The sequence below is a fragment of the Bartonella vinsonii subsp. vinsonii genome, assembly GCF_902825235.1.
Lineage (GTDB): Bacteria > Pseudomonadota > Alphaproteobacteria > Rhizobiales > Rhizobiaceae > Bartonella > Bartonella vinsonii.
The window spans coordinates 45,915-66,109 of sequence record NZ_CADEAJ010000007.1 but is presented as its reverse complement, the minus strand read 5'-3'; the positions used below and the strand labels follow the sequence as shown (position 1 = coordinate 66,109).

Sequence of the window (20,195 nt, the reverse complement as noted above, 5' to 3'; positions counted from 1 at the left end):
CAGATATAGTATTCCTTTATAAAAAAATAAAAACACCCCTCAAAAAAATGATTTTGAAGAGGAATAAAACTGTGTCAACCTTCAATTGCAGAACTCACCAGTTAAGTGGTACAGTCCGTTATTTAATTTTTGTTTCTTTAAATTCGACGTGTTTTTTCACAACTGGATCATATTTACGTTTACTCATTTTGTCAGTCATTGTACGGCTGTTTTTCTTTGTGACATAGAAAAAACCAGTATCTGCAGTTGATAAAAGCTTGATCTTAATGGTTGCTGCCTTAGCCATAATGTAAGAATCCTATTTATACTGAAAACGATATTATCTTGCTATCAAAATCTATTTCTCATGTAATCAGATTTTGTGGCAACACTACGGATGTTCTAAAAAAAGTCAAGAGCTGATTAATTTCCTTATGCATTGTACAAGCAGTAAAATAATATATAAGCGAAAAAACAAACCACTGCTTCTAAAAAATAAAATGGTTTAAGATATTTCATACTCTGTTTGGAATGGTTGATCCATAAGTATATTGTTCCATAACAAAAAAGCACAATGAGCATGAGAAAGTTTATGCTTTTTGAGCTACACCCATTAGATAAGCAAGCCCGATTGTATAAAGACGTGAAATTATCTTAGAGGGAAAGAGAGCAAATATCAAAGCCATTGATGTTTTTATTATCTATGAAACCATAAAAGTTCACTAAATCCTAAAGAGAGTGCAGCCCATTAGTGAAGAGCGATGATCTCTTCCATGTTTGCTTATAAATGCTAATAGAGATTAGTGAAAATGTTACCAAGGCTGTGTATTGCCAATAAAATGTGCAGCTTATTTTATTATACTCATGGATAAACTGTATTATAAGAGACAAGTTTTCCATTTGGACAATATTATAAATAAATACTGTCATTATAAAGCTGGAAAGGGGAAAAATAGCGTGTTTGGGTTCTTTTTTAAATTCTGAGCTTATTTTTTAAACCACAAAATTTTTCCAGTACAATGAAGGTGCAGCCAGTAGTAAAAGAGATATGTTTTTTTGTGTCCTTACTTTGGTAAATAGTATGAAACCTCATATAAATCTTGAAATAAACAAAATTCAAATTGCTTTGCAAAATAAAAACAGAAACTTAGAAAGCTTAAATATTCTATGAGCCATTATTGTTTAAATAATACCTAGAGGAGATTCGAACAGTAAAGATGGTTACAATAAATTGTAGCAGATTCTCCGCCAATTGTTTTGCTATAGTTGATGGTATTCTTTGGAATATTTTTCTCAGTTATTAGAAGTAAAATCAGTTGAGTGCAATGCTATTTCGACAATACCCATGATTGTAATGGTTGCAGATAAAAAATAATTTTGAAGATTCAAACTGATTTAGCATGAGGAGAGCTTAATTATGCTTTTTTCATTCGACTGATAAAAAGTTTATTGATAATGAAATAAATATATACATTAATTTGTTTAATAGAGAAAACTATTCTATCTTTATTGTATTGTTGTTAATTAAGTAATATAATTATTAATGATAAATAAGAATAATTTCATAAATAAAATATATCTAATATTATTTATTGTATTTTAAATAATTTCTATTTTATTATTTTTTATATTTAATTAATATTTTTCCCATAAAAACTTTGTCTTCGTTTTTTCGTTATGAATTTGCTCTTATTGTAGGATGTAGATGAAAAGGCTATTGGACGAGGGGCTGTTAAGAGCTCAAAGCATAAGGCGCCAGCAAAAGGCTGTACTGTTATCAGCTTCACTTCTACTCTATCACTGAGTTGATAGCCTTTGTGGCTACGCTTTCCTACAAGAATATGCTGTACTTCATCAAAATAATAATAATCATTTTTAAGAGTAGAAATAGGCACAAAACCATCTGTATTGAGTTTATCGAGTGAGATAAAAAGACCTGCTTTTGTGACTCCTGAAACACGGCCTGTAAAACTACATCCGATTTTGTTGGTTAAATAATGTGCAACAAGCCTATCAATGGTTTCTCTTTCAGCTATCATGGCACGGCGCTCATAGAAAGAAATTTGTGTAGCGATTTCTGTAAGATTTTCTTCTTGTATGTTTGTTAATTGGTCATTCCCTAGTTTTAGGGCTTTAATGAGTGCGCGATGAATAATAAGATCAGCATAACGACGGATCGGTGAGGTGAAATGTGTATAGTTGTGTAAGTTCAAACCAAAATGGCCGATATTTTTAGGATTATACTCAGCTTGAGATTGTGTACGCAAAATAACTTGATTGACCAATTCTTGTTGTTGTGTATTCATGACTTTTGCTAAAATGCTATTAAGACGTGCGGATGTAAGTTCTACACCTCGAGAGAGTGATATGCCTAAACTTTGAAGAAAATTTCGCAGTATTTCTTGTTTTGCAAGAGAGGGCTTATCATGGATACGATAAATGAGGGGTTGATGATGTTCTTTTAATGTTTCAGAAGCGGAAATATTCGCTTGTATCATGAATTCTTCAATCAAACGATGTGCTTCTAGATATGTTTCATTTACAACATCTTTGATACATCCATCTTGATCAAGAATAATTTTTTTTTCTGCTATTTCTAATTCCAGAGGTTGCCGACGATTTCGTGCGATTTTTAGACACCCATAAGCTTGCCATAATGGTTGCAAGACATTTTCGATAAGAGAAGCAGTTTTTTGGGTTATCTTTCCCTCAATGGCTAATTGTACCTCTTGATAAGAGAGCTTGGCTATTACACGCATCATGATTCGATGAAAACTATGTCTTAGTTTATGACCTTTTTCATCAAAAGTCATACGAACAGCTAAAGCTGGTCTTTCTTTTCCTTCACGTAGAGAACATAAATTATTAGAAATTTGTTCTGGGAGCATTGGCACAACGTGATCAGGGAAGTAAATAGAATTTCCCCGTTTGAATGCTTCTTTATCTAAAGCACTTCCCGTTTTTATATAGTAAGAAACATCTGCAATTGCGACGACAATAATCCAGCCACCAGGATTTGCAGGGTCTTTATCCCTTGTTGCATAAACAGCATCATCATGATCTTTTGCATCTGGAGGATCAATTGTAACAAGTGGCAATTGTCGCCAATCTTCGCGATTTTCTATCTTGGCAGGTTTTATATGTTTTGCTTGCTCAAGAACCTCTTCAGGAAAAATATAGGGAATCCCTTTTGAAAGAAGCGCAATCATTGATAGTGTTTTTTCACTCTCAATGTGTCCTAAAACGTTTTTTATTTGTGCGCTTTTCAGTCCATACCCAGTATTTTTTTTAATTTCGACTTCAACAAGATCGCCAGATTCTATCTTCATTTTTGAAGATGGTTCAGAGGTATCAATAATGAGTTCATTTGTTTTACGATCTATAGGGTCAAGGCGCCATTGATCAGTTTTTAATTTTCGGACAATACCAAATGTAGTCTTTGGCGATACATCAATTTTACGAATAATTCGTCCTATATAAGCAGAGCTTTGAGACGTTTTATTTCGAAAAATTTTTACAAGAATATGATCTCCAACACCAACGCTTGCCCCTTTTATGCGAGGAAAAGCACGTATTTCGATATTTGGTTTTGTATCCCCTTCCCATTCAAGAGGTTGTGCAATAAAATCACCATCTTCATCACGCCCGCTAATTTTTACGACAGCAACCGGTGGTAACTTCTCTCTACTTATTCCCTTTTTACGCTGTTTTGATATAAGATCTTGGTCCTTTAATTCACGTAAGATGTCTCTTAACCAGATACGAGAATTGCCTTTTAAGTTAAAGGCTTTGGCAATTTCACGTTTGTTTGATAGGTGAGGATTCTCATTAATAAAGGAAAGAATTTCTGCTTTGTTAGGCAGCCGTTCCATATTAAATGAGTGGGGATATTTTGTTTTTTTTTCACCTTTAGCCAAGATTTATGTCTCTTTTTTTGAAGAAGAAGCTCTTTTTGAAGTTGTTTTTTTGCCGGATGCTTTAGCGGATATAAGTTCTAATGCTTCTGAAAGTGTTACACTAATTGGATCTTTATCTTTTGGCAATGTTGCATTAATTTTACCCCAATTAACATATGGACCGTAACGTCCATTGCGCACAGTGACTGTTCCCCCATCTGGGTGATTTCCTAATGTTGCGAGTGCTGTTGGTGCTGTTCTACTGTGCGTTGTTTTATTCCCTTGTTTTTCAGCAAGCACTGTAACAGCGCGATTAATACCAATATCAAAAACTTCATCGGTATGAAGAAGAGGAGCAGACTTGCCGTCATGTGACAGATAGGGACCATAACGTCCAATGGTGGCTGTAATCATTTTGCCTGTTTCAGGATGAATGCCAATTTCACGGGGCAAGGATATTAAGGCCAAGGCTTTATCAAGGGTTATAGTTTCTGCTTGCCATTCTTTTGGTAGTCCTACACGCTTAGCTTCTTTGCTTTCACCGAGTTGAATATAAGGGCCAAAACGACCATTAAGAAGAGAGATATTTTTTCCTGTTTCAGGGTCGATACCAAGCATAAGTGGTTCATCATTACGCATGGCATCATTCTCTTCTCCTGTCTCTGTTCCAAGTTGGCGGGTATATTTGCATTCGGGATAATTAGAGCAGCCAACAAATGCACCATAACGCCCTAACTTTAAGGATAACTGACCATTTGTACAAAGCGGACAAGAGCGGACATCGCTTCCATCTTCACGGAGAGGGAAGGCGAGAGGTGCTAATGTTACGTTTAAAACATCAAGAACATTGGTTATACGGAGTTCTTGTATATTGGTAATAGATGCGTTAAATTCATCCCAAAAATCACGCATTACATCTTTCCAAGAAAGTTTTCCATCCGATATAAGATCCAGTTTTTCTTCAAGATCTGCTGTAAAACCATACTCTACATAGCGATTAAAGAAATTTTCAAGAAAGGCTGTAACAATACGTCCTTTCGCATCAGGAATAAGCTTTCGTTTATCCATGACAATATATCCACGATCACAAAGTGTGGACAATGTAGATGCATAGGTTGAAGGTCGACCAATTCCTAGCTCTTCAAGCTTTTTAATGAGGGAAGCTTCAGAATAGCGGGGAGGTGGTTCTGTACTATGTTGTATAGCTTCAACTTTTTCTTTTGTAAGCGATTCGCCTGCGTTAATTTGTGGCAAACGTGTTGTTTCATTTTCTTCACTGTTTTCTTCTTCTCGTTGATCAGTGTAGACAGAAATAAAGCCATCAAAACGAATAACAGAGCCTATTGCACGTAAATTTGCGCTGTTTTCTCCTTTCTGTGCTTCAATTTCAACAGTTGTGCGTTCAATTTCAGCAGAACGCATTTGGCTAGCAATAGCGCGTTTCCATATCAGTTCATAGAGTTTTGCTTGATCGCTATCGAGAAAATTTCGTACTTGATCTGGAGTGCGTTGAAAATCTGTTGGGCGGATAGCTTCATGCGCTTCTTGTGCGTTTTTTGCTTTTGTTGAATAAAAACGCGGTTTTTCAGGGATATAGTCCCTGCCAAAGGATTCATGAATCACTTTTCGTGCTGATTCAATAGCTTCTGGTGCTATTTGTACACCGTCGGTACGCATATAAGTAATAAGCCCTGCCATTTCACCATTCATTTCAACACCTTCATAAAGTTTTTGAGCAACTTGCATAGTGCGAGAGGCTGAAAAACCTAGTTTTGAAGAAGCCGCTTGCTGTAAAGTGGATGTTGTAAATGGAGGGGAAGGATTTCTCTTTGTTGGTTTTGCTTCAACACTGAGTGTATGATATTGGGCTTTCTCCAACATAAAGCGAATTTGGTCTGCTTGTTCTTGAGATTGAATATCAAGCTTGCCTATTTTTCTTTGATTAAACATTGTTAACCTTGCTTGAAAACTATCATTTCGGATGGTTTTTAACTGTGTTGCAATGGACCAATAATCTTCTTTGATAAAATGTTCTATTTCGGATTCACGATCACAAATAATACGCAAAGCAACCGATTGAACGCGTCCTGCTGAACGCGCACCAGGAAGTTTGCGCCATAAAACAGGTGAGAGTGTAAAACCAACGAGATAATCAAGAGCGCGACGTGCAAGATAGGCATCTACAAGTGATGTATCAATATCACGTGGATTGTTCATAGCATCAAGCACAGACTTTTTGGTGATGGCATTGAAGACAACTCTTTTAATGGATTTATTTTTTAAAACTTTTTTTTGACGAAGAATATCCAGAATATGCCATGAAATGGCTTCTCCTTCACGATCAGGGTCCGTTGCTAAAATGAGACTATCGGCCTCTTTAACTGCTTTTGCTATTTCATTTAAGCGCTTAGTGGCAGCAGAATCTACACTCCATTTCATAGAAAAGTCTTGATCGGGTAGAACGGAGCCATCTTTTGCAGGTAAATCACGAACATGTCCAAATGATGCGACGACTTTATATTGAGATCCAAGATACTTATTAATTGTTTTTGCTTTTGCTGGAGATTCAACGATAACGATATTCATAATTTTACCCGAATGTTGAAATAAAAATCTTTCTTATAAACTCCTTTCATAGGAATAGCTAATGGCAATTTATGAAGAGCACATAAAAAAACATTAGCCATATAAAAAACATTAATATTGTACAACTTGTAATTGTTATTATTAAAATACACCCTATATAGAATTACACGATTTATTTTCCACTGTTAATACAACAACATACGGCGAAATACTAAGATAACGTCTATTGAGAAGTAGGAGGGGAAATACTCAAGGATAGAGGATTATGTTTATAAATCATTTAAAAGTTATCCAATATATTACAGATATGTCAAAGCAAATGAATCAGATGGCGCGTCAAGCACATAGCCCGCTTTTAGCGTTGCTTTTGGATATGGTTGCCAAAGAAGGACAAAGCATTATTAATAGTGCTGAGGCTCTTGGAGAAGATCCGAACGCGACAATGACACATAACCACCAGAGTGTCGAATAAGCTTTCCAGCAAGCTCGAGCTCCACCAGCAAGAGGTAAAGATTTGGGAGTGAAACACCTGAATGGGTGCTGAGTGTGTCTAAATCGATTGGAGTTGTTGAAAGGGCAGAAAGAACAGCTGTGCGTTCTTCATCATCTCCAAGAGGAGAAGGGCTACAGGATTTTTCATCAGGTGTGTTAAAACATTCCTTTTCGAATTGTAGAGAAGCTGATTCCTCAAAAAAATTGAGTTGAGAATGTGTGGGAGTTGGGGTTAATGGTGTAAGTGCTTCTATGATGTCAGAAGGATGTGTGGTGAGCAACGCGCCATCTTTGATAAGATTGTTTGTACCAATAGATCTTGGATCAAGTGGAGAGCCGGGGATGGCAAAGATCAATCGTCCCATTTCAGCTGCTTGACGTGCGGTAATTAAGGAGCCTGATCGTGTGGCAGCTTCTACAACCAAAAGTCCAAGTGATAGAGCTGCAATAATACGGTTTCTTCTTGGAAAATCGATAGCCCGTGGTTTCCAAGCAATAGGCATTTCACTGATAATAGCTCCACCGTTAGCAATAATATCCTCGTACAATTTTTTGTTTTCAGGAGGATAGATGTGATCAATTCCACCAGCCATTACTGCGACTGTGCCTGTTAACAGGCTTGCTTGATGCACGATGCTATCAATTCCACGAGCGAGTCCAGAAATTGTTGTAAAGCCAGCATCACCAAGAAAATGAGCAAATTGAGAAGCAAGCTTTTTACCGGCCGCTGAGGCATTTCGAGATCCCACAATTCCAACAGAAGGTGTCTGAAAAACTGAAACATTGCCTTTTATGGCAATAAGCGGTGGTGATGCTTCTATCACCTTAAGAAAGGCTGGATAATCTGGTTCTCCTATACCGATAAAGCGAATACCTAATCTTTCGGCTTCTTGCATTTCTTTTTCTGCATCTTCTATCGTTGTTATCCGAAGAGATGTAGACAACCCACCTTTTCTACTCAGTTCAGGAAGTGCAGCTAAAGCATTTTCTGCTGTTTTATAATGATCAATGAGATTGCGAAAACTCACGGCTCCAATATTTTCACTCCGCAACAACCGTAGCCAATTTAGACGTTGACGATCCGTGAGCAAGATTCCTTTATTTGTCCCCGTTTTGCGTACCAATCTTGCTTTCTTTCCCAATTAATAATCTACCGATATTGGCGTGATGTTTTATAATCACCAATATACTCATAGATAACAGCATACAATGCGCATAGAAATAAGGATAGGAAAAATAGAAAAAGATTGGAGTGATAACTACAGCAACGAGTGCGGATAATGAAGAGTAGCGTGTGAGTAGAAAAATCACCATCCATACAACAATGAAAACAATAGCTGCTGGCCAGTAGAGTCCTAAGCATATACCAAGATAGGTAGCAACACCTTTGCCGCCTTTAAACTTAAGCCATATGGGAAAAAGATGTCCCAAGAAGGCAAAAAAACCAACCAGTGAAACAACAATACTCTTTTCTATTGGATTACTTAAAAATTTTATTACAAGAACAACAACAGTTCCCTTCAATATATCGCAAGCAAGTGTGAGGGCAGCAACTTTTTTATTCCCTGTGCGTAAAACATTTGTAGCTCCAATATTTCCAGAACCAATAGTTCTTACATCGCCAAGTTTAGCCAAACGCGTAAAAAGTAGACCAAATGGGATAGAACCAATGAGATAAGACAACAGAAAAACAAACCATGTACCAAATTGAAAAAATATTTCACCTTCATTCATGAAAAATCTCATTTCGTTTGTTGATCGACTTTAAAAATTGATCGCCCTTTGACAAAGGTTTCAAGAACACGTCCTTGGAATGGTGTATTTTCAAAAGGTGTATTTTTTGAACATGAATATAACTTCTCTGTAGAAACGACCCATGGTTCATGAAGATCAAGCAAAATAAGGTCTGCATAAGCACCTTTTTTGAGTGTTCCTGCACTGAGTCCAAAGAGTTTTGCGGGTGCCGTTGATAAAAGTTCAGTAAGACGTAGAAGGGAGATGCTTTCATCATGATAAAGGCGTAAAGCGGCACTCAATAAGGTTTCCATACCAATGGCGCCAGCAGATGCTTCATTAAATGGTAAATGTTTTGTATCAAGACTCTGAGGATCATGAGAAGAGACAATAATATCTACTGTTCCATCTTTTATTGCTTCAATCATTGCTCTACGATCTTCTTCTGTACGCAATGGAGGCATAAAACGAAAAGAGGTATGATATTCACCAATGTCATTTTCGTTAAGAGACAAGTGATGAATGGATACACCGGCTGAAATCTTCTCACTTCGTTGTTTTCCTAAGCGAAGTGCTTCAACAGAGAGTGCTGTCGATATTTGTGCGGCATGATAGCGGGTTTGTGTTAATGCGGCCAAACGCAAATCTCTTTCAAGTGGAATGACTTCTGCTTCACGGGGTATTCCAGAAAGACCGAGCCAACTTGCTAGAAGTCCTTCATTGATCACGCCTTGTTCTGAGAGGTCCCTATCTTGTGTTTCGTGCATCAATGGGACATTGAAGTCACGTGCATAGGTCATTGCACGCCGCATAACAGATGAATTTTGAAGTGTTTTTTTCCCTTCAGAAAAGGCAACTGCCCCTGCATCTTTTAGCAGGCCAAATTCGGTGATTTCTTGTCCCTGAAAACCTTGAGTGATTGCAGCAACGGGATAAATATTAATCGATGACATTTCTTGTGCTGTATGCCTAATGAATTTAACCAGCGCTACATTGTCGATAACGGGATGTGTATCTGGCATCATAAGGAAAGACGTAATACCACCTGCTGCTGCTGATTGGCTTGCTGACGCAATTGTTTCACGGCTTTCATTTCCTGGTTCTCCGACAAAAACACGAGCATCAACAAGTCCGGGTAAAATTGTTTTGTTTTGTGCATTAATAACCTCTGCTCCCTCGGGAACTCCTTGATTAAGGGCTTCTTTTCCAGCGGCTGTAATCAGCCCATTTTCAACAATGACAGTGCCAATTTCATCGATTGTACGTGATGGATCAATAATGCGAGCATTTTGAAAAACAATTGGCTTGGTCATTTTTTTTCTCCACTTGCTTTAAGGCGTGAATCCAATAAAGCCTCCATGACAGCCATACGCACAGCGATTCCCATTTCTACTTGTGTATGAATCATACTTTGTGGACCATCTGCTATGTCAGATGCAATTTCTATACCACGGTTTATTGGGCCAGGATGCAGAATGATACAATCATTTTTAGCATAAGCCAGATTTTCTTTATGTAAGCCGAAATAATGGAAATATTCACGAATAGAGGGAATAAAAGAACCGGTCATACGTTCATGTTGTAAGCGTAGCATCATGATGACATCAGCACCTTTAAGACCTTCTTTCATCGTGTTAAAAACCTCAACACTCATATCGGCAATTCCTATAGGCAAGAGTGTTGAAGGTGCGACGACACGAACCTGAGCTCCTAAAGCATTGAGACTGAGAATATTAGAACGCGCAACACGTGAATGCAAAATATCTCCGCAAATTGCAACAGTTAATCCTTCAATGTGGCCTTTTGTTCTTTTAATCGTGAGAGCATCTAATAAAGCCTGTGTAGGGTGTTCATGGGCTCCATCACCCGCATTAATGACACAACAATCCACTTTTTGTGCTAACAAAGCAGCTGCTCCAGCACAACTATGGCGAACGACGAGTATATCTGGTTTCATCGCATTGAGGGTTGTGGCTGTGTCAATCAATGTTTCTCCTTTTTTTACAGATGAGTTGCCAATAGCCATACTCATTACGTTTGCTCCTAGCCGTTTGCCTGCTAATTCGAAAGAGGATTGCGTACGCGTGGAAGCTTCAAAGAAAAGATTAATTTGAGTGCGCCCATATAATATAGATTTTGTTTTATCAATTTTTTTAGAGAGGTAAACATTTGCATTTGCACGATCAAGCAATGTGTTAAGGTCTTGCGCAGGCAAACCTTTAATGCCTAAAAGATGTTGGTGGGGGAAAAGGGGGAAAAAAGTATTTTGAGTCATAGCATTCTTTTCTATCTCTCTCTAAACAGATTAAACAAGCATTTTTGTTTGAATATAGTAAATGTTTTTTAACTGCAAAACGACAAATAGTCTATGATGTGAATGATTTGAATAATAGGAATATGCCTATGAGTGCTGTGTCTGCGCAAAATGTCCGCAAAAAAAATGTGTTTCTCAGTGATACGCTTATGTTTCGTGTTGCTTCTACTTTGCCTAAGTTTTTATTAGCGAGTTTTGAAGAAATAGGAGATTTTGTAGCAAGTCATGAAGCATGGGAGCTTTCTTCTCTAGCGAATCGTTATCGACCAGTCTTGCGCTATAATGATGAGTGGGGGCAGCCAACAGAAAAATTAGAGATACATTCCTCTTATCAAGTTCTTCAACAATATTCTAGACAAGCAGGTTTGGTTACTTCACTTTGGGAAAATACCTCCTCAGAAAATGGGGTACGCTATCAAGCGCGTGCTATTCGCTTGGCTTTATCGGCTAGTTTAGAAACAGGGCATTTGAATGAGGTTATTATAACAAGTGCAGCTATAGCAGTTTTAATTAGTGATGTTGAGCTCTTCAAAAAATGGCAAAATGTACTTTTATCACGTCAATATGATTTATCATCCAAGCCTATTAACAGCAAAAAAGCGGCTTCACTGACTTATGCTTTTGATGATGCCGAACAACGTGAAAAACACTCTTTTAATTTCCCAACTGTTAAGAAAATTTCTTTCGATGAAAAAGTTGGGCGTGATCTGTATCGTTTAAATATTTCAAAAACCAATGTTATTAATCCTATAGTTGATGGATATCTTGTTAGTGCAGAATTAGATGGCCATTTAAGCTGCTTTTTAGTTCCACGTATGCAAGAAAATGGTACATTAAATGGTGTTATATCAATTCGTCATTTGATGCAGCGTTCTGGAGAATCTTTAACGCCAGAAGGTGTTGTTGATTTTCAGGGGAGTTATGGTTGGCTTTTGGGAAATGTTGGAGAAGGTATTAAAGTCATTAAAGATATTGAAACGATGATGCGTTTTGATCAATCTGTCATATCAGCAGGTGTTTTGCGAGCTGCACTTCAATTTGGCATAGATTTCTTTCGGCAAAAAATGCCAGATCAACCTTTGCCCCCACTAACAGAACGTATTTTTGCAGATATTGCACTGGATATTGCTGCAGCACAAGCCTTGGTTTTACGTTTAGCACGTGCATTTGACAATGCTGCAAATGATCGCTCTGAAGCAGCTTTTGCACGGATTATGACTCCTATTATTGCTTATCACGTAAGCCAATTAGTTATACCTATTATTGGCGAAATTATTGCACAACTTGGTATCGAAAGCTTTATAGAAGGCAATCCATTATCACAAATGTTGTGTAATGCCCCTGCACGGATGGTGAGAAATAATTCTGCTAATCAATTGGTAAAGGATGCAATTCTCATTGCTAAAAAAGCGCCGGGATTATTTCAGAAATTGTTAGAAAAAATTGCTGTTGATATTGGGCCAGCGGGTCCACGGGCAATGGAGATTATTAAATCTGCTGTAGAGATGGCAACGGCAAATGAGGGAGCAGGAAGATTTTTTATCGAACAAGTAGCTTATGCAGCAGCTGCTGCCTCATTACGTTCTACAGATATAGAGCATGTGGCAAATGCCTATATGGAAAGCCGTCTTGGAGGACAATGGAGATCATCTTATGGAATGCTCATTGCAAGATATAATGCAGGACATTTGTTAAATGTTCTCTATCCTTCCATATGATGAAGGTTTTTAATCCTATTAAGAGCACCTTGCAATATGAAAGCGGCAGCAGCCGAATCAATTCGGGTTGCTCTTTTAACACGTGAGACGTCCATTTCGAGAAGAGAGCGTTCTGCGGCAATTGTTGATAAGCGTTCGTCCCAAAAAACAAATGGAATTTGTGTATGTGCTCCCATATTACTTACAAAAGTTCTGGTTGCTTGAGCACGAGGGCCACTGCTTCCATTCATGTTAAGAGGCAGACCAATGATAATAACCCCTACATTTTCACGATCAAAAATTTTTATAAGTGTGCGAGCGTCTTCCATAAATTTTTTTCGTTGAAATGCAGGACGCGGATTTGAAAAAGTTAGCCCCATATCAGAAACTGCAATTCCGATGGTTTTTTTGCCCAAATCTAAACCTGCTATTGTTTGTCCAGGCAAAAGATGTGTCATAACTTCATTTATATGAATAATAGCCATATGGTTTATAATTTAAGCCTTTTCCTTTTCAGGTTTATACTGATATTCTTTATTTGTGTTATCAATATTCTTGCGCTTACAAACGCAGCCTTGTATAGCCAATATAGAGATAAAATAAATAAAGCAGAAAGGCACAGTATGTCTGTTGATAAGAAAACAGTCAAGCGAGTAGCACATTTAGCGCGTATTGCTGTCCATGATGATGAAGCAGAACGTATGACAAAAGAACTCAATGTCATTTTAGGTTTTGTAGAACAATTGAGTGAAGTCGATGTCAGTGGTGTTGAACCATTAACATCAGTGATGCCAATGGCTTTACGAATGCGTGAAGATAGTGTCACAGATGGTGATATAGTAGAAGATATCGTAGCAAACGCACCTGTTACGGAAGAAAATTTCTTTCTTGTCTCAAAAGTCGTCGAGTAATTTTTGTCTTTTAAAAACTTGAGAATCAATATGACCGATTTAACAACTCTTACAATTGCACAAGCCCGTGATGCTCTCATAAAGAAAGAGTTTAAAGCGACTGAATTAACGGAAGCTTATTTAAAAGCGATTGAATTGGCTAATCCAACTTTGAACGCTTATGTGGCAGTAACAGCAGAACAAGCAAGAAAAATGGCTGCTGAATCAGAGAGCCGATTAGGTAGAGGGCAGGGGAGAGTTTTAGAAGGAATTCCACTGGGAATTAAAGATCTTTTTGCAACACATGATGTTCACACGCAAGCTTGCTCACATATCCTTGATGGTTTTAAACCGCACTATGAATCAACTGTGACCGCTAATTTATGGCAAGATGGAGCCGTTATGTTAGGGAAGCTTAATATGGATGAGTTTGCTATGGGATCCTCCAATGAAACATCATATTATGGTCCAGTTATGAGTCCATGGAGAAAGAAGGACTCCAATGAAAAGCTTGTTCCGGGTGGTTCTTCAGGTGGTTCTGCAGCTGCTGTTGCAGCACAGATTTGTGCTGGTGCAACAGCGACAGATACAGGCGGTTCAATACGTCAACCAGCAGCATTCACTGGAACGGTGGGAATTAAACCAACTTATGGGCGTTGTTCTCGGTGGGGAACTATAGCTTTTGCCTCATCACTTGATCAAGCAGGTCCTATTGGACGAGATGTTCGCGATTGTGCTATTTTGCTTAAATCTATGGCTTCTTTTGATGAAAAAGATTCCACTTCTGTTAATTTACCAGTTCCTGATTATGAAAGTTATCTTGGTCAATCAATTAAAGGAATGAAAATTGGTATTCCAAAAGAATACCATATGGAAGGGATGTCTCCTGAAATTGTTGCGCTTTGGCAAAGAGGCATGGATTGGCTAAAAGAAGCAGGTGCTGAAATAATCGATATTTCATTACCTCATACAAGATATGCTTTGCCTGCTTACTATATTGTCGCTCCTGCAGAAGCCTCTTCTAATTTAGCACGTTATGACGGTGTCCGTTTTGGTCTCCGTGTACCAGGAAAAGACGTCATTGAAATGTATGAAAATACGCGTTCAGCTGGTTTTGGTGATGAAGTCAAACGGCGTATATTGATTGGTACGTATGTTCTCTCATCAGGCTATTATGATGCTTATTACTTGAGAGCTCAAAAAGTACGAACATTAGTAAAGCGTGATTTTGATCAATGTTTTTCTTCCGGTATTGATGCTATTCTCACACCTGCAACACCAACACCGGCTTTTGGCATTGCTGATGAAAAAATAAAAAATGATACTGTGGCAATGTATCTCAATGATATTTTTACTGTACCAGTGAATATGGCAGGTTTACCAGGCATCTCTGTTCCTGCTGGTCTTTCATCAGATGGTTTACCACTCGGATTACAATTGATTGGTAAGCCTTTTGCTGAGGAAGTTATTTTTCAGATAGCGCATATTATAGAACAAGCAGCAGGAGTATTCACTGCAGAGAAATGGTGGACATGACAAAAAATCTGCGTTTGTTTTATGAAAATTTAAATCAAAAAGCATAACTGCTAGGAAGGTTCTTTGAGGAAAAGGAGATATTAGTTTTTTAACATTGTCTCGTTTTATCCACCAAGATATGCTTCTTTAACACGTGGATCAAAAAGCATAGATTTTCCTTCACCGTGAAACAAAACATGTCCTACCTCTAGAATATAAGCATAGTCAGCAATAGAAAGTGCCGCAAATGCATTTTGTTCAATAAGAAGGACAGTTTTTCCCATATCATTAATTTTTTTGATAATCGAAAAAAGTTCTTTTACAAGCAGTGGTGCTAAACCCAGAGAGGGTTCATCTAATATGACCATGTCAGGATTGCTCATAAGTGCGCGACCTACAGCAAGCATTTGTTGCTCACCACCAGACATTGTTCCTCCCAACTGTTTTGCTCTTTCACGTAGACGCGGAAAGAGATCAAAAATCCATTCTATATCACGAGCAATTCCTAGCTTATCATGACGGATATAAGCGCCTAGATGCAGATTCTCTAAAACAGTTAGATGGGGCATAATACGCCGTCCTTCAGGACTTAGAGCAATACCCAATCGCAGAATCGTTTCTGGTGATTTTTTAATAATTGATTCGCCTTTATACGTAATCTCTCCATAAACAGATCGATTCAATCCTGTAATAGAACGCACAATACTGCTTTTTCCTGCTCCATTAGCACCAATTAAAGTTACGATACTTCCTTTTTTTATAGACATAGAAAGGTTTTGGATGGCTTTAATAGCACCATAATGAACGTGAAGATTTTTGATTTTAAGAATATCCATAAATATCTCCGCCAAGATAAGCTTCAATAACTTTAGAGTTGTTACGAATTTCATCTGGTGTGCCATTCGCGATACAACATCCGTATTCCATCACCCAAATATATTGGCAAAGCTCCATCACAACTTTCATATCGTGTTCGATAAGCAGAATTGTAAGATCAAAGTCTTTCCGCACTTTTTCTATGAATTTTCTAAGGTCTTCACTTTCCTGTGGATTCATACCAGCAGCAGGTTCATCAAGAAGGAGTAATTTTGGCTTTGTTGCTAGAGCACGTGCAATTTCCAAACGCCGCTGCACACCATAGGGAAGGGTCGTTGCAGATTGATGAGCAAGATGATCAAGCTGTAGCCGTTCAAGAAGTTCCATTGAATTTTTGTGAACTTCTCTTTTTTCTTTTATTGCTTTTGAAAAAAACAGTGCTGAAGAAAACCATGGATATTTTTGCCGAACATGAGCTCCCACCATCACATTTTGTAAGACCGTTAATCCTGAGAAAAGGCGAATATTTTGAAATGTTCGTGCAATATGGCGCCTACAGATAATATAAGGAGGAAATCCAGAAACTTTTTGATCATCAAAAAGAATTGTTCCACTAGTGGGGGTATAAAATCCTGAAATCATATTAAAAACAGTCGTTTTCCCAGCTCCATTGGGACCAATTAATCCAGTAATTGTTCCTCGTTTAATTGCCATATTAATATTATTTACAGCGACCAAGCCACCAAAACGCATCATGATATCATTGAGTGAAAGGATAGTGTCGTTCATAACTTTCCCTCAGTATTAGAGAGTTTTTTGCGTGTTAAAAAATTATAAATTCCTTTCCATGAGAACTCATTTTGTCCCAACAATCCTTTTCTCCAAAACAAGATAATAACGAGCAATAAAAGAGAAAACACAACCATACGGAGCCCTGGTGTTTCTGGAATATGTATAAAACCTAAATCAAACGGACTTTCAATAATACGAAGCCATTCAAGCATGATTGTAATAATAATGCTCCCAATAATGCTCCCTGTAATTGAACCAAGTCCACCAGCAACAACAATCATCAAAATATTAAAAGTAAGAAGAAAATTGAACATTTTTGGATCGATAGTTGAAATAAGAGCAGCCATCAATGCTCCTCCTATCCCTGCAAAAAATGCACCAACAGTAAAAGAAAAACTACGATAGAAAAAAGCGTTAACTCCCATTGTTTTTGCAGCGATTTCGTCATCACGAATAGCACGTAATACATTACCGGTATTGCTTCGTAGTAAGAGAACAATAAAGAGAACTGTAAATGCTAACCAACTATAGTTCCACCATAATGTCGAATTTTGCGGTATTCCTTTGATTCCCAAGGAGCCATTTGTTAGCGATGTTGCGTTCGTAATAACAATACGAATAATTTCCGCAAAACCCAATGTTGCAATTCCAAGATAATCACCACCAAGACGTAATATGGGGAGAGCAATCAATAAACCTACAATTGCAGCAGATAAACCACTTATAACAACGGCGATAAAAAAAGGTAACTGCAGATGATACAACGGTTCAGCTATAGGTTCAAGAATCCACATCATCTCTTTTTGTTCAGGAGACAGCAGTAAAATTGCACATACATAAGCACCAATTGCCATGAAACCAGCATGTCCAAGAGAAAACATGCCTGTGAAACCGTAAATCAAATTGAGTGAAATTGCCAATATTGCATTAATAGCAATCAGATTGATAACACGAAGTGTGTAATCATTAAAATGGTTATCAGCATAAAATAAAAAGCCAATAAGAACGAGAATACTGATACATGACAGAAAAGTCGTAGCTGCTTTTCCCATTAGATTTTCTCCTGACTTTTTTTGCCCATTAATCCAGTCGGCATTATTAATAAAATCAGAATCAATAAAATGAAAGCGAAAGCATCTCGATATCCAGATAACGCGGGAAAAAATGCAATAATCATAATTTCAATAAACCCTAGTAATAATCCCCCTAACATTGCTCCTGGAATTGAACCAATACCTCCTATAACGGCAGCAATAAATGCTTTGAGCCCAGGAAGAACGCCCATATAAGGCTGAATTTGAGGATAACGTAGTGACCACATAATGCCTGCGATAGCGGCAAGTGCTGAGCCTATTCCAAATGTAAATGCAATGACTTTATTGACAGAAACACCCATCAGACGTGTTGTTTCAATATCATGTGAGATTGCACGCATAGCAAGACCAGGTTTTGTTTTATGAATAATCCATAGAAGTAAAAGAATAAGAATAAATGAGACAATGGGAACGATGAGAGACATGGGAGCAATTCTAATGATCTTCTCTGTTCCTGATTCTAAATGCCATAGAAATGGTCTTACAAGAAAATCTGGTTGTTTCACACCTTTCGGAACACCACTGAAGAGTACAGTAGCAAGATTTTCAATAAAAAAGGAAACCCCTATTGCACCGATAAGGGCTGAGATACGCGGAGCATGGCGCAAAGGTTTATAGGCAAATTGATCAACAGTAATACCCACTGCACTTGTGATGAAAATTGAAAAACAGAGAGCGAGTGCCCAAATTGGGGTAAAATCTTGTGGAGCAATTTTAAAATAATAAATGAACCCCAAAATAAGCATTAAAAAAATCGCAATCCAAAAAGTGGAAGGACGTTTTTTGAACCCTATAAACACGGAGTAATAAATGAGAACAGCGAGTAACAAAAGAAGAAGTGCTGCCCAAGCTGGCATAAAGCTAATGGTGGAAAAGAAAACAAAATATGCTCCCAGCATAAAGATATCACCGTGAGCAAAATTAATGAGTCTCAATATACCATAGACCATCGTGTAACCAATAGCGATAAGCCCATAAAGAGATCCCAATGCCAGTGCATTAAAAAAATACTGGATGAACATTTCAGGGCTCATCTCTCATCCTTCCACATTTATTCATTTATATAGGATAAAATAAGAAACCTTTAGATAGCTGAGAAAAAATTCTTAACCGATTCTTACACTTTTTAATTAGCAATTTTTTTTGTCTTTAATTAAAAAGCAGGTTTGACTTCATCTAAATAGACACGTTTACCGCTCTTTATTTCAATTATACCAATAGGAATTTTAGGATTATGGTTTTCATCCATCGTCATATCACCAAAAGGTGTTTGAAAATCCTTTAATTTGCTAAGCTCTGTAGTGATTTTTTCACGATCAGCACTGCCCGCATTTTCAATAGCTTTCATGAACATCATATAACTCGTATATCCCAAAACAGAATTGATATTTGGTTCTTTATCAGGATAAGCTTCTCTCCATTCAGTTGTGAATTCTTGAGCAGCTTTTGACATATTCGGCATGTTTTCACTATAAGGAAGTGTGGTATGTAGGAAGCCTTCTGCAGCTTCTCCCGCAATTGTAATGGTTTCTGGATTATCCATAGCATCACCTCCCATAATCTGAAACTTTGCACCTAATTCACGCGCTTGTTTCATAATGATGGCACCTTCAGAAAAGTAGGATGGAATAAACAAAACATCGGGTTTTTGCGCTATAATTTGTGTAAGAACAGCTGAAAAATCCTGATCTCCAGAATTGTAATTTAAATTTGAGATAATTTCACCACCTAATTTTTTGAAAGCACGCGTAAAATAACTTGCAAGTCCAATTGCATAGTCGCTCGATATATCTTTGAGAATAGCAGCCTTTTTTGCATGTAAAGTCTGACGTACATAAGTTGCAATCCCTATGCCTTGGTAGGAATCAATAAAGCAAGCGCGAAAATAATATTTTTTACCTTGTGTAACAAGTGGATTTGTTGAAGAAGTTGCAATGGTTGGAGTCTTTGCTTTTTCAGATATTTCTCCACCAGCCAACGAGAGTGAAGAGCCGTAAGTACCAATGATTCCACTCACTTTTTCACTTGCGGTTAAACGCATGACAGCATTAGCTGCTTCTACCTTATCAGACTTATTATCAATAATAATAAGCTCCACTTTACGTCCCAATATTTCGGGGACTTTTTTATGTGCCAATTCTATACCTCTAATTTCGAGCTGACCTCCAAATGCATTCTGACCACTTAACGGAAGGTAAACACCGATTTTGATAGGTTCATTCGCATAGACATTTGCTACAAGTGCCATGGTAGCTGCGACTGTAGTAAGGACTTTCTTTAATAGCATTGCGCACTTTCCTTGAATAGTTGTGGTTTTCGCACCTTATCTTGAAGTTCTTTATCATGCAAGTTACACATGAATGAAAATATCATTGATGAAAAATCTTTAT

17 protein-coding genes are annotated in these 20,195 nt (G+C 37.6%); 4 read left to right on the top strand and 13 right to left on the bottom strand.

Features of this window, described 5'->3' with window-relative positions; genetic code table 11:
* Nucleotides 1-118 precede the first annotated feature (118 nt).
* From rpmG to topA, 3 genes are all read right to left on the bottom strand, one after another.
* A complete protein-coding gene (gene rpmG / locus J7R12_RS06305) occupies nt 119-286 on the bottom strand; it encodes a 50S ribosomal protein L33 (RefSeq protein WP_004864083.1) in 168 nt (55 codons plus the stop codon).
* Between the two features lie 1,324 nt (nt 287-1,610).
* Nucleotides 1,611-3,896, bottom strand: coding sequence for a ribonuclease R (gene rnr, locus J7R12_RS06300; RefSeq protein WP_126603943.1), 2,286 nt, complete (start codon nt 3,894-3,896; stop codon nt 1,611-1,613).
* Nucleotides 3,897-3,899: 3 nt separating this feature from the next.
* On the bottom strand, nt 3,900-6,461 hold the full coding sequence (gene topA, locus J7R12_RS06295; RefSeq protein WP_126603944.1) for a type I DNA topoisomerase: 2,562 nt from the start codon (nt 6,459-6,461) through the stop codon (nt 3,900-3,902).
* 265 nt (nt 6,462-6,726) lie between these two features.
* On the opposite strand from topA, the gene J7R12_RS09025 reads away from it, so the two are divergent.
* Nucleotides 6,727-6,933, top strand: coding sequence for a hypothetical protein (locus J7R12_RS09025; RefSeq protein ID WP_126603945.1), 207 nt, complete (start codon nt 6,727-6,729; stop codon nt 6,931-6,933).
* On the opposite strand, the gene dprA is transcribed toward J7R12_RS09025, so the two are convergent.
* The 4 genes from dprA to J7R12_RS06275 are packed head-to-tail and all read right to left on the bottom strand — an operon-like array spanning nt 6,863 to nt 10,962.
* Nucleotides 6,863-8,077, bottom strand: a complete 1,215-nt coding sequence (gene dprA, locus J7R12_RS06290) for a DNA-processing protein DprA (RefSeq protein WP_126603946.1) — start codon at nt 8,075-8,077, stop codon at nt 6,863-6,865. The two genes, J7R12_RS09025 and dprA, sit on opposite strands and share 71 nt — an antisense overlap.
* Complete coding sequence (gene plsY / locus J7R12_RS06285; protein ID WP_126603947.1) at nt 8,052-8,687, bottom strand: glycerol-3-phosphate 1-O-acyltransferase PlsY; 636 nt, start codon at nt 8,685-8,687, stop codon at nt 8,052-8,054. The genes dprA and plsY overlap by 26 nt, the downstream gene beginning before the upstream one ends.
* 8 nt (nt 8,688-8,695) lie before the next feature.
* Complete coding sequence (locus J7R12_RS06280) at nt 8,696-10,000, bottom strand: dihydroorotase (protein ID WP_126603948.1); 1,305 nt, start codon at nt 9,998-10,000, stop codon at nt 8,696-8,698.
* Nucleotides 9,997-10,962 (bottom strand): aspartate carbamoyltransferase catalytic subunit, encoded by a 966-nt coding sequence (locus J7R12_RS06275; RefSeq protein ID WP_126603949.1) that lies wholly within the window; start codon nt 10,960-10,962, stop codon nt 9,997-9,999. The genes J7R12_RS06280 and J7R12_RS06275 overlap by 4 nt, the downstream gene beginning before the upstream one ends.
* A 128-nt stretch (nt 10,963-11,090) precedes the next feature.
* Here J7R12_RS06275 and J7R12_RS06270 point away from each other — a divergent pair, with 128 nt between their 5' ends.
* Complete coding sequence (locus J7R12_RS06270; RefSeq protein ID WP_126603950.1) at nt 11,091-12,719, top strand: acyl-CoA dehydrogenase family protein; 1,629 nt, start codon at nt 11,091-11,093, stop codon at nt 12,717-12,719.
* Here the strand turns inward: J7R12_RS06270 and ruvX are convergent.
* Complete coding sequence (gene ruvX, locus J7R12_RS06265; protein WP_126603951.1) at nt 12,704-13,183, bottom strand: Holliday junction resolvase RuvX; 480 nt, start codon at nt 13,181-13,183, stop codon at nt 12,704-12,706. The genes J7R12_RS06270 and ruvX overlap by 16 nt on opposite strands.
* A 138-nt stretch (nt 13,184-13,321) precedes the next feature.
* Here ruvX and gatC point away from each other — a divergent pair, with 138 nt between their 5' ends.
* The gene (gene gatC / locus J7R12_RS06260; RefSeq protein ID WP_126603952.1) at nt 13,322-13,609 is read left to right on the top strand and encodes an Asp-tRNA(Asn)/Glu-tRNA(Gln) amidotransferase subunit GatC; all 288 of its coding nucleotides are present in this window, start codon (nt 13,322-13,324) and stop codon (nt 13,607-13,609) included.
* A gap of 30 nt (nt 13,610-13,639) precedes the next feature.
* Entirely contained in the window at nt 13,640-15,124 is a 1,485-nt protein-coding gene (gatA, locus tag J7R12_RS06255; RefSeq protein ID WP_126603953.1) for an Asp-tRNA(Asn)/Glu-tRNA(Gln) amidotransferase subunit GatA, read from the top strand.
* 104 nt (nt 15,125-15,228) lie between these two features.
* Here gatA and J7R12_RS06250 read toward each other — a convergent pair whose 3' ends face one another.
* From J7R12_RS06250 to J7R12_RS06230, 5 genes are all read right to left on the bottom strand, one after another.
* Nucleotides 15,229-15,939 carry an ABC transporter ATP-binding protein gene (locus J7R12_RS06250; RefSeq protein WP_004864042.1) on the bottom strand — a complete coding sequence of 237 codons (711 nt, stop codon included), beginning with the start codon at nt 15,937-15,939 and terminating at the stop codon, nt 15,229-15,231.
* Entirely contained in the window at nt 15,926-16,708 is a 783-nt protein-coding gene (locus J7R12_RS06245; protein ID WP_126603954.1) for an ABC transporter ATP-binding protein, read from the bottom strand. The genes J7R12_RS06250 and J7R12_RS06245 overlap by 14 nt, the downstream gene beginning before the upstream one ends.
* A complete protein-coding gene (locus tag J7R12_RS06240) occupies nt 16,705-17,763 on the bottom strand; it encodes a branched-chain amino acid ABC transporter permease (RefSeq protein WP_126603955.1) in 1,059 nt (352 codons plus the stop codon). Before J7R12_RS06240 ends, J7R12_RS06245 begins: the two co-directional genes overlap by 4 nt.
* Nucleotides 17,763-18,839: a branched-chain amino acid ABC transporter permease gene (locus J7R12_RS06235; RefSeq protein WP_126603956.1), complete on the bottom strand. Its 1,077-nt coding sequence runs from the start codon at nt 18,837-18,839 to the stop codon at nt 17,763-17,765. Before J7R12_RS06235 ends, J7R12_RS06240 begins: the two co-directional genes overlap by 1 nt.
* 119 nt (nt 18,840-18,958) lie before the next feature.
* Entirely contained in the window at nt 18,959-20,092 is a 1,134-nt protein-coding gene (locus J7R12_RS06230) for an ABC transporter substrate-binding protein (RefSeq protein ID WP_126603957.1), read from the bottom strand.
* Nucleotides 20,093-20,195 lie beyond the last annotated feature (103 nt).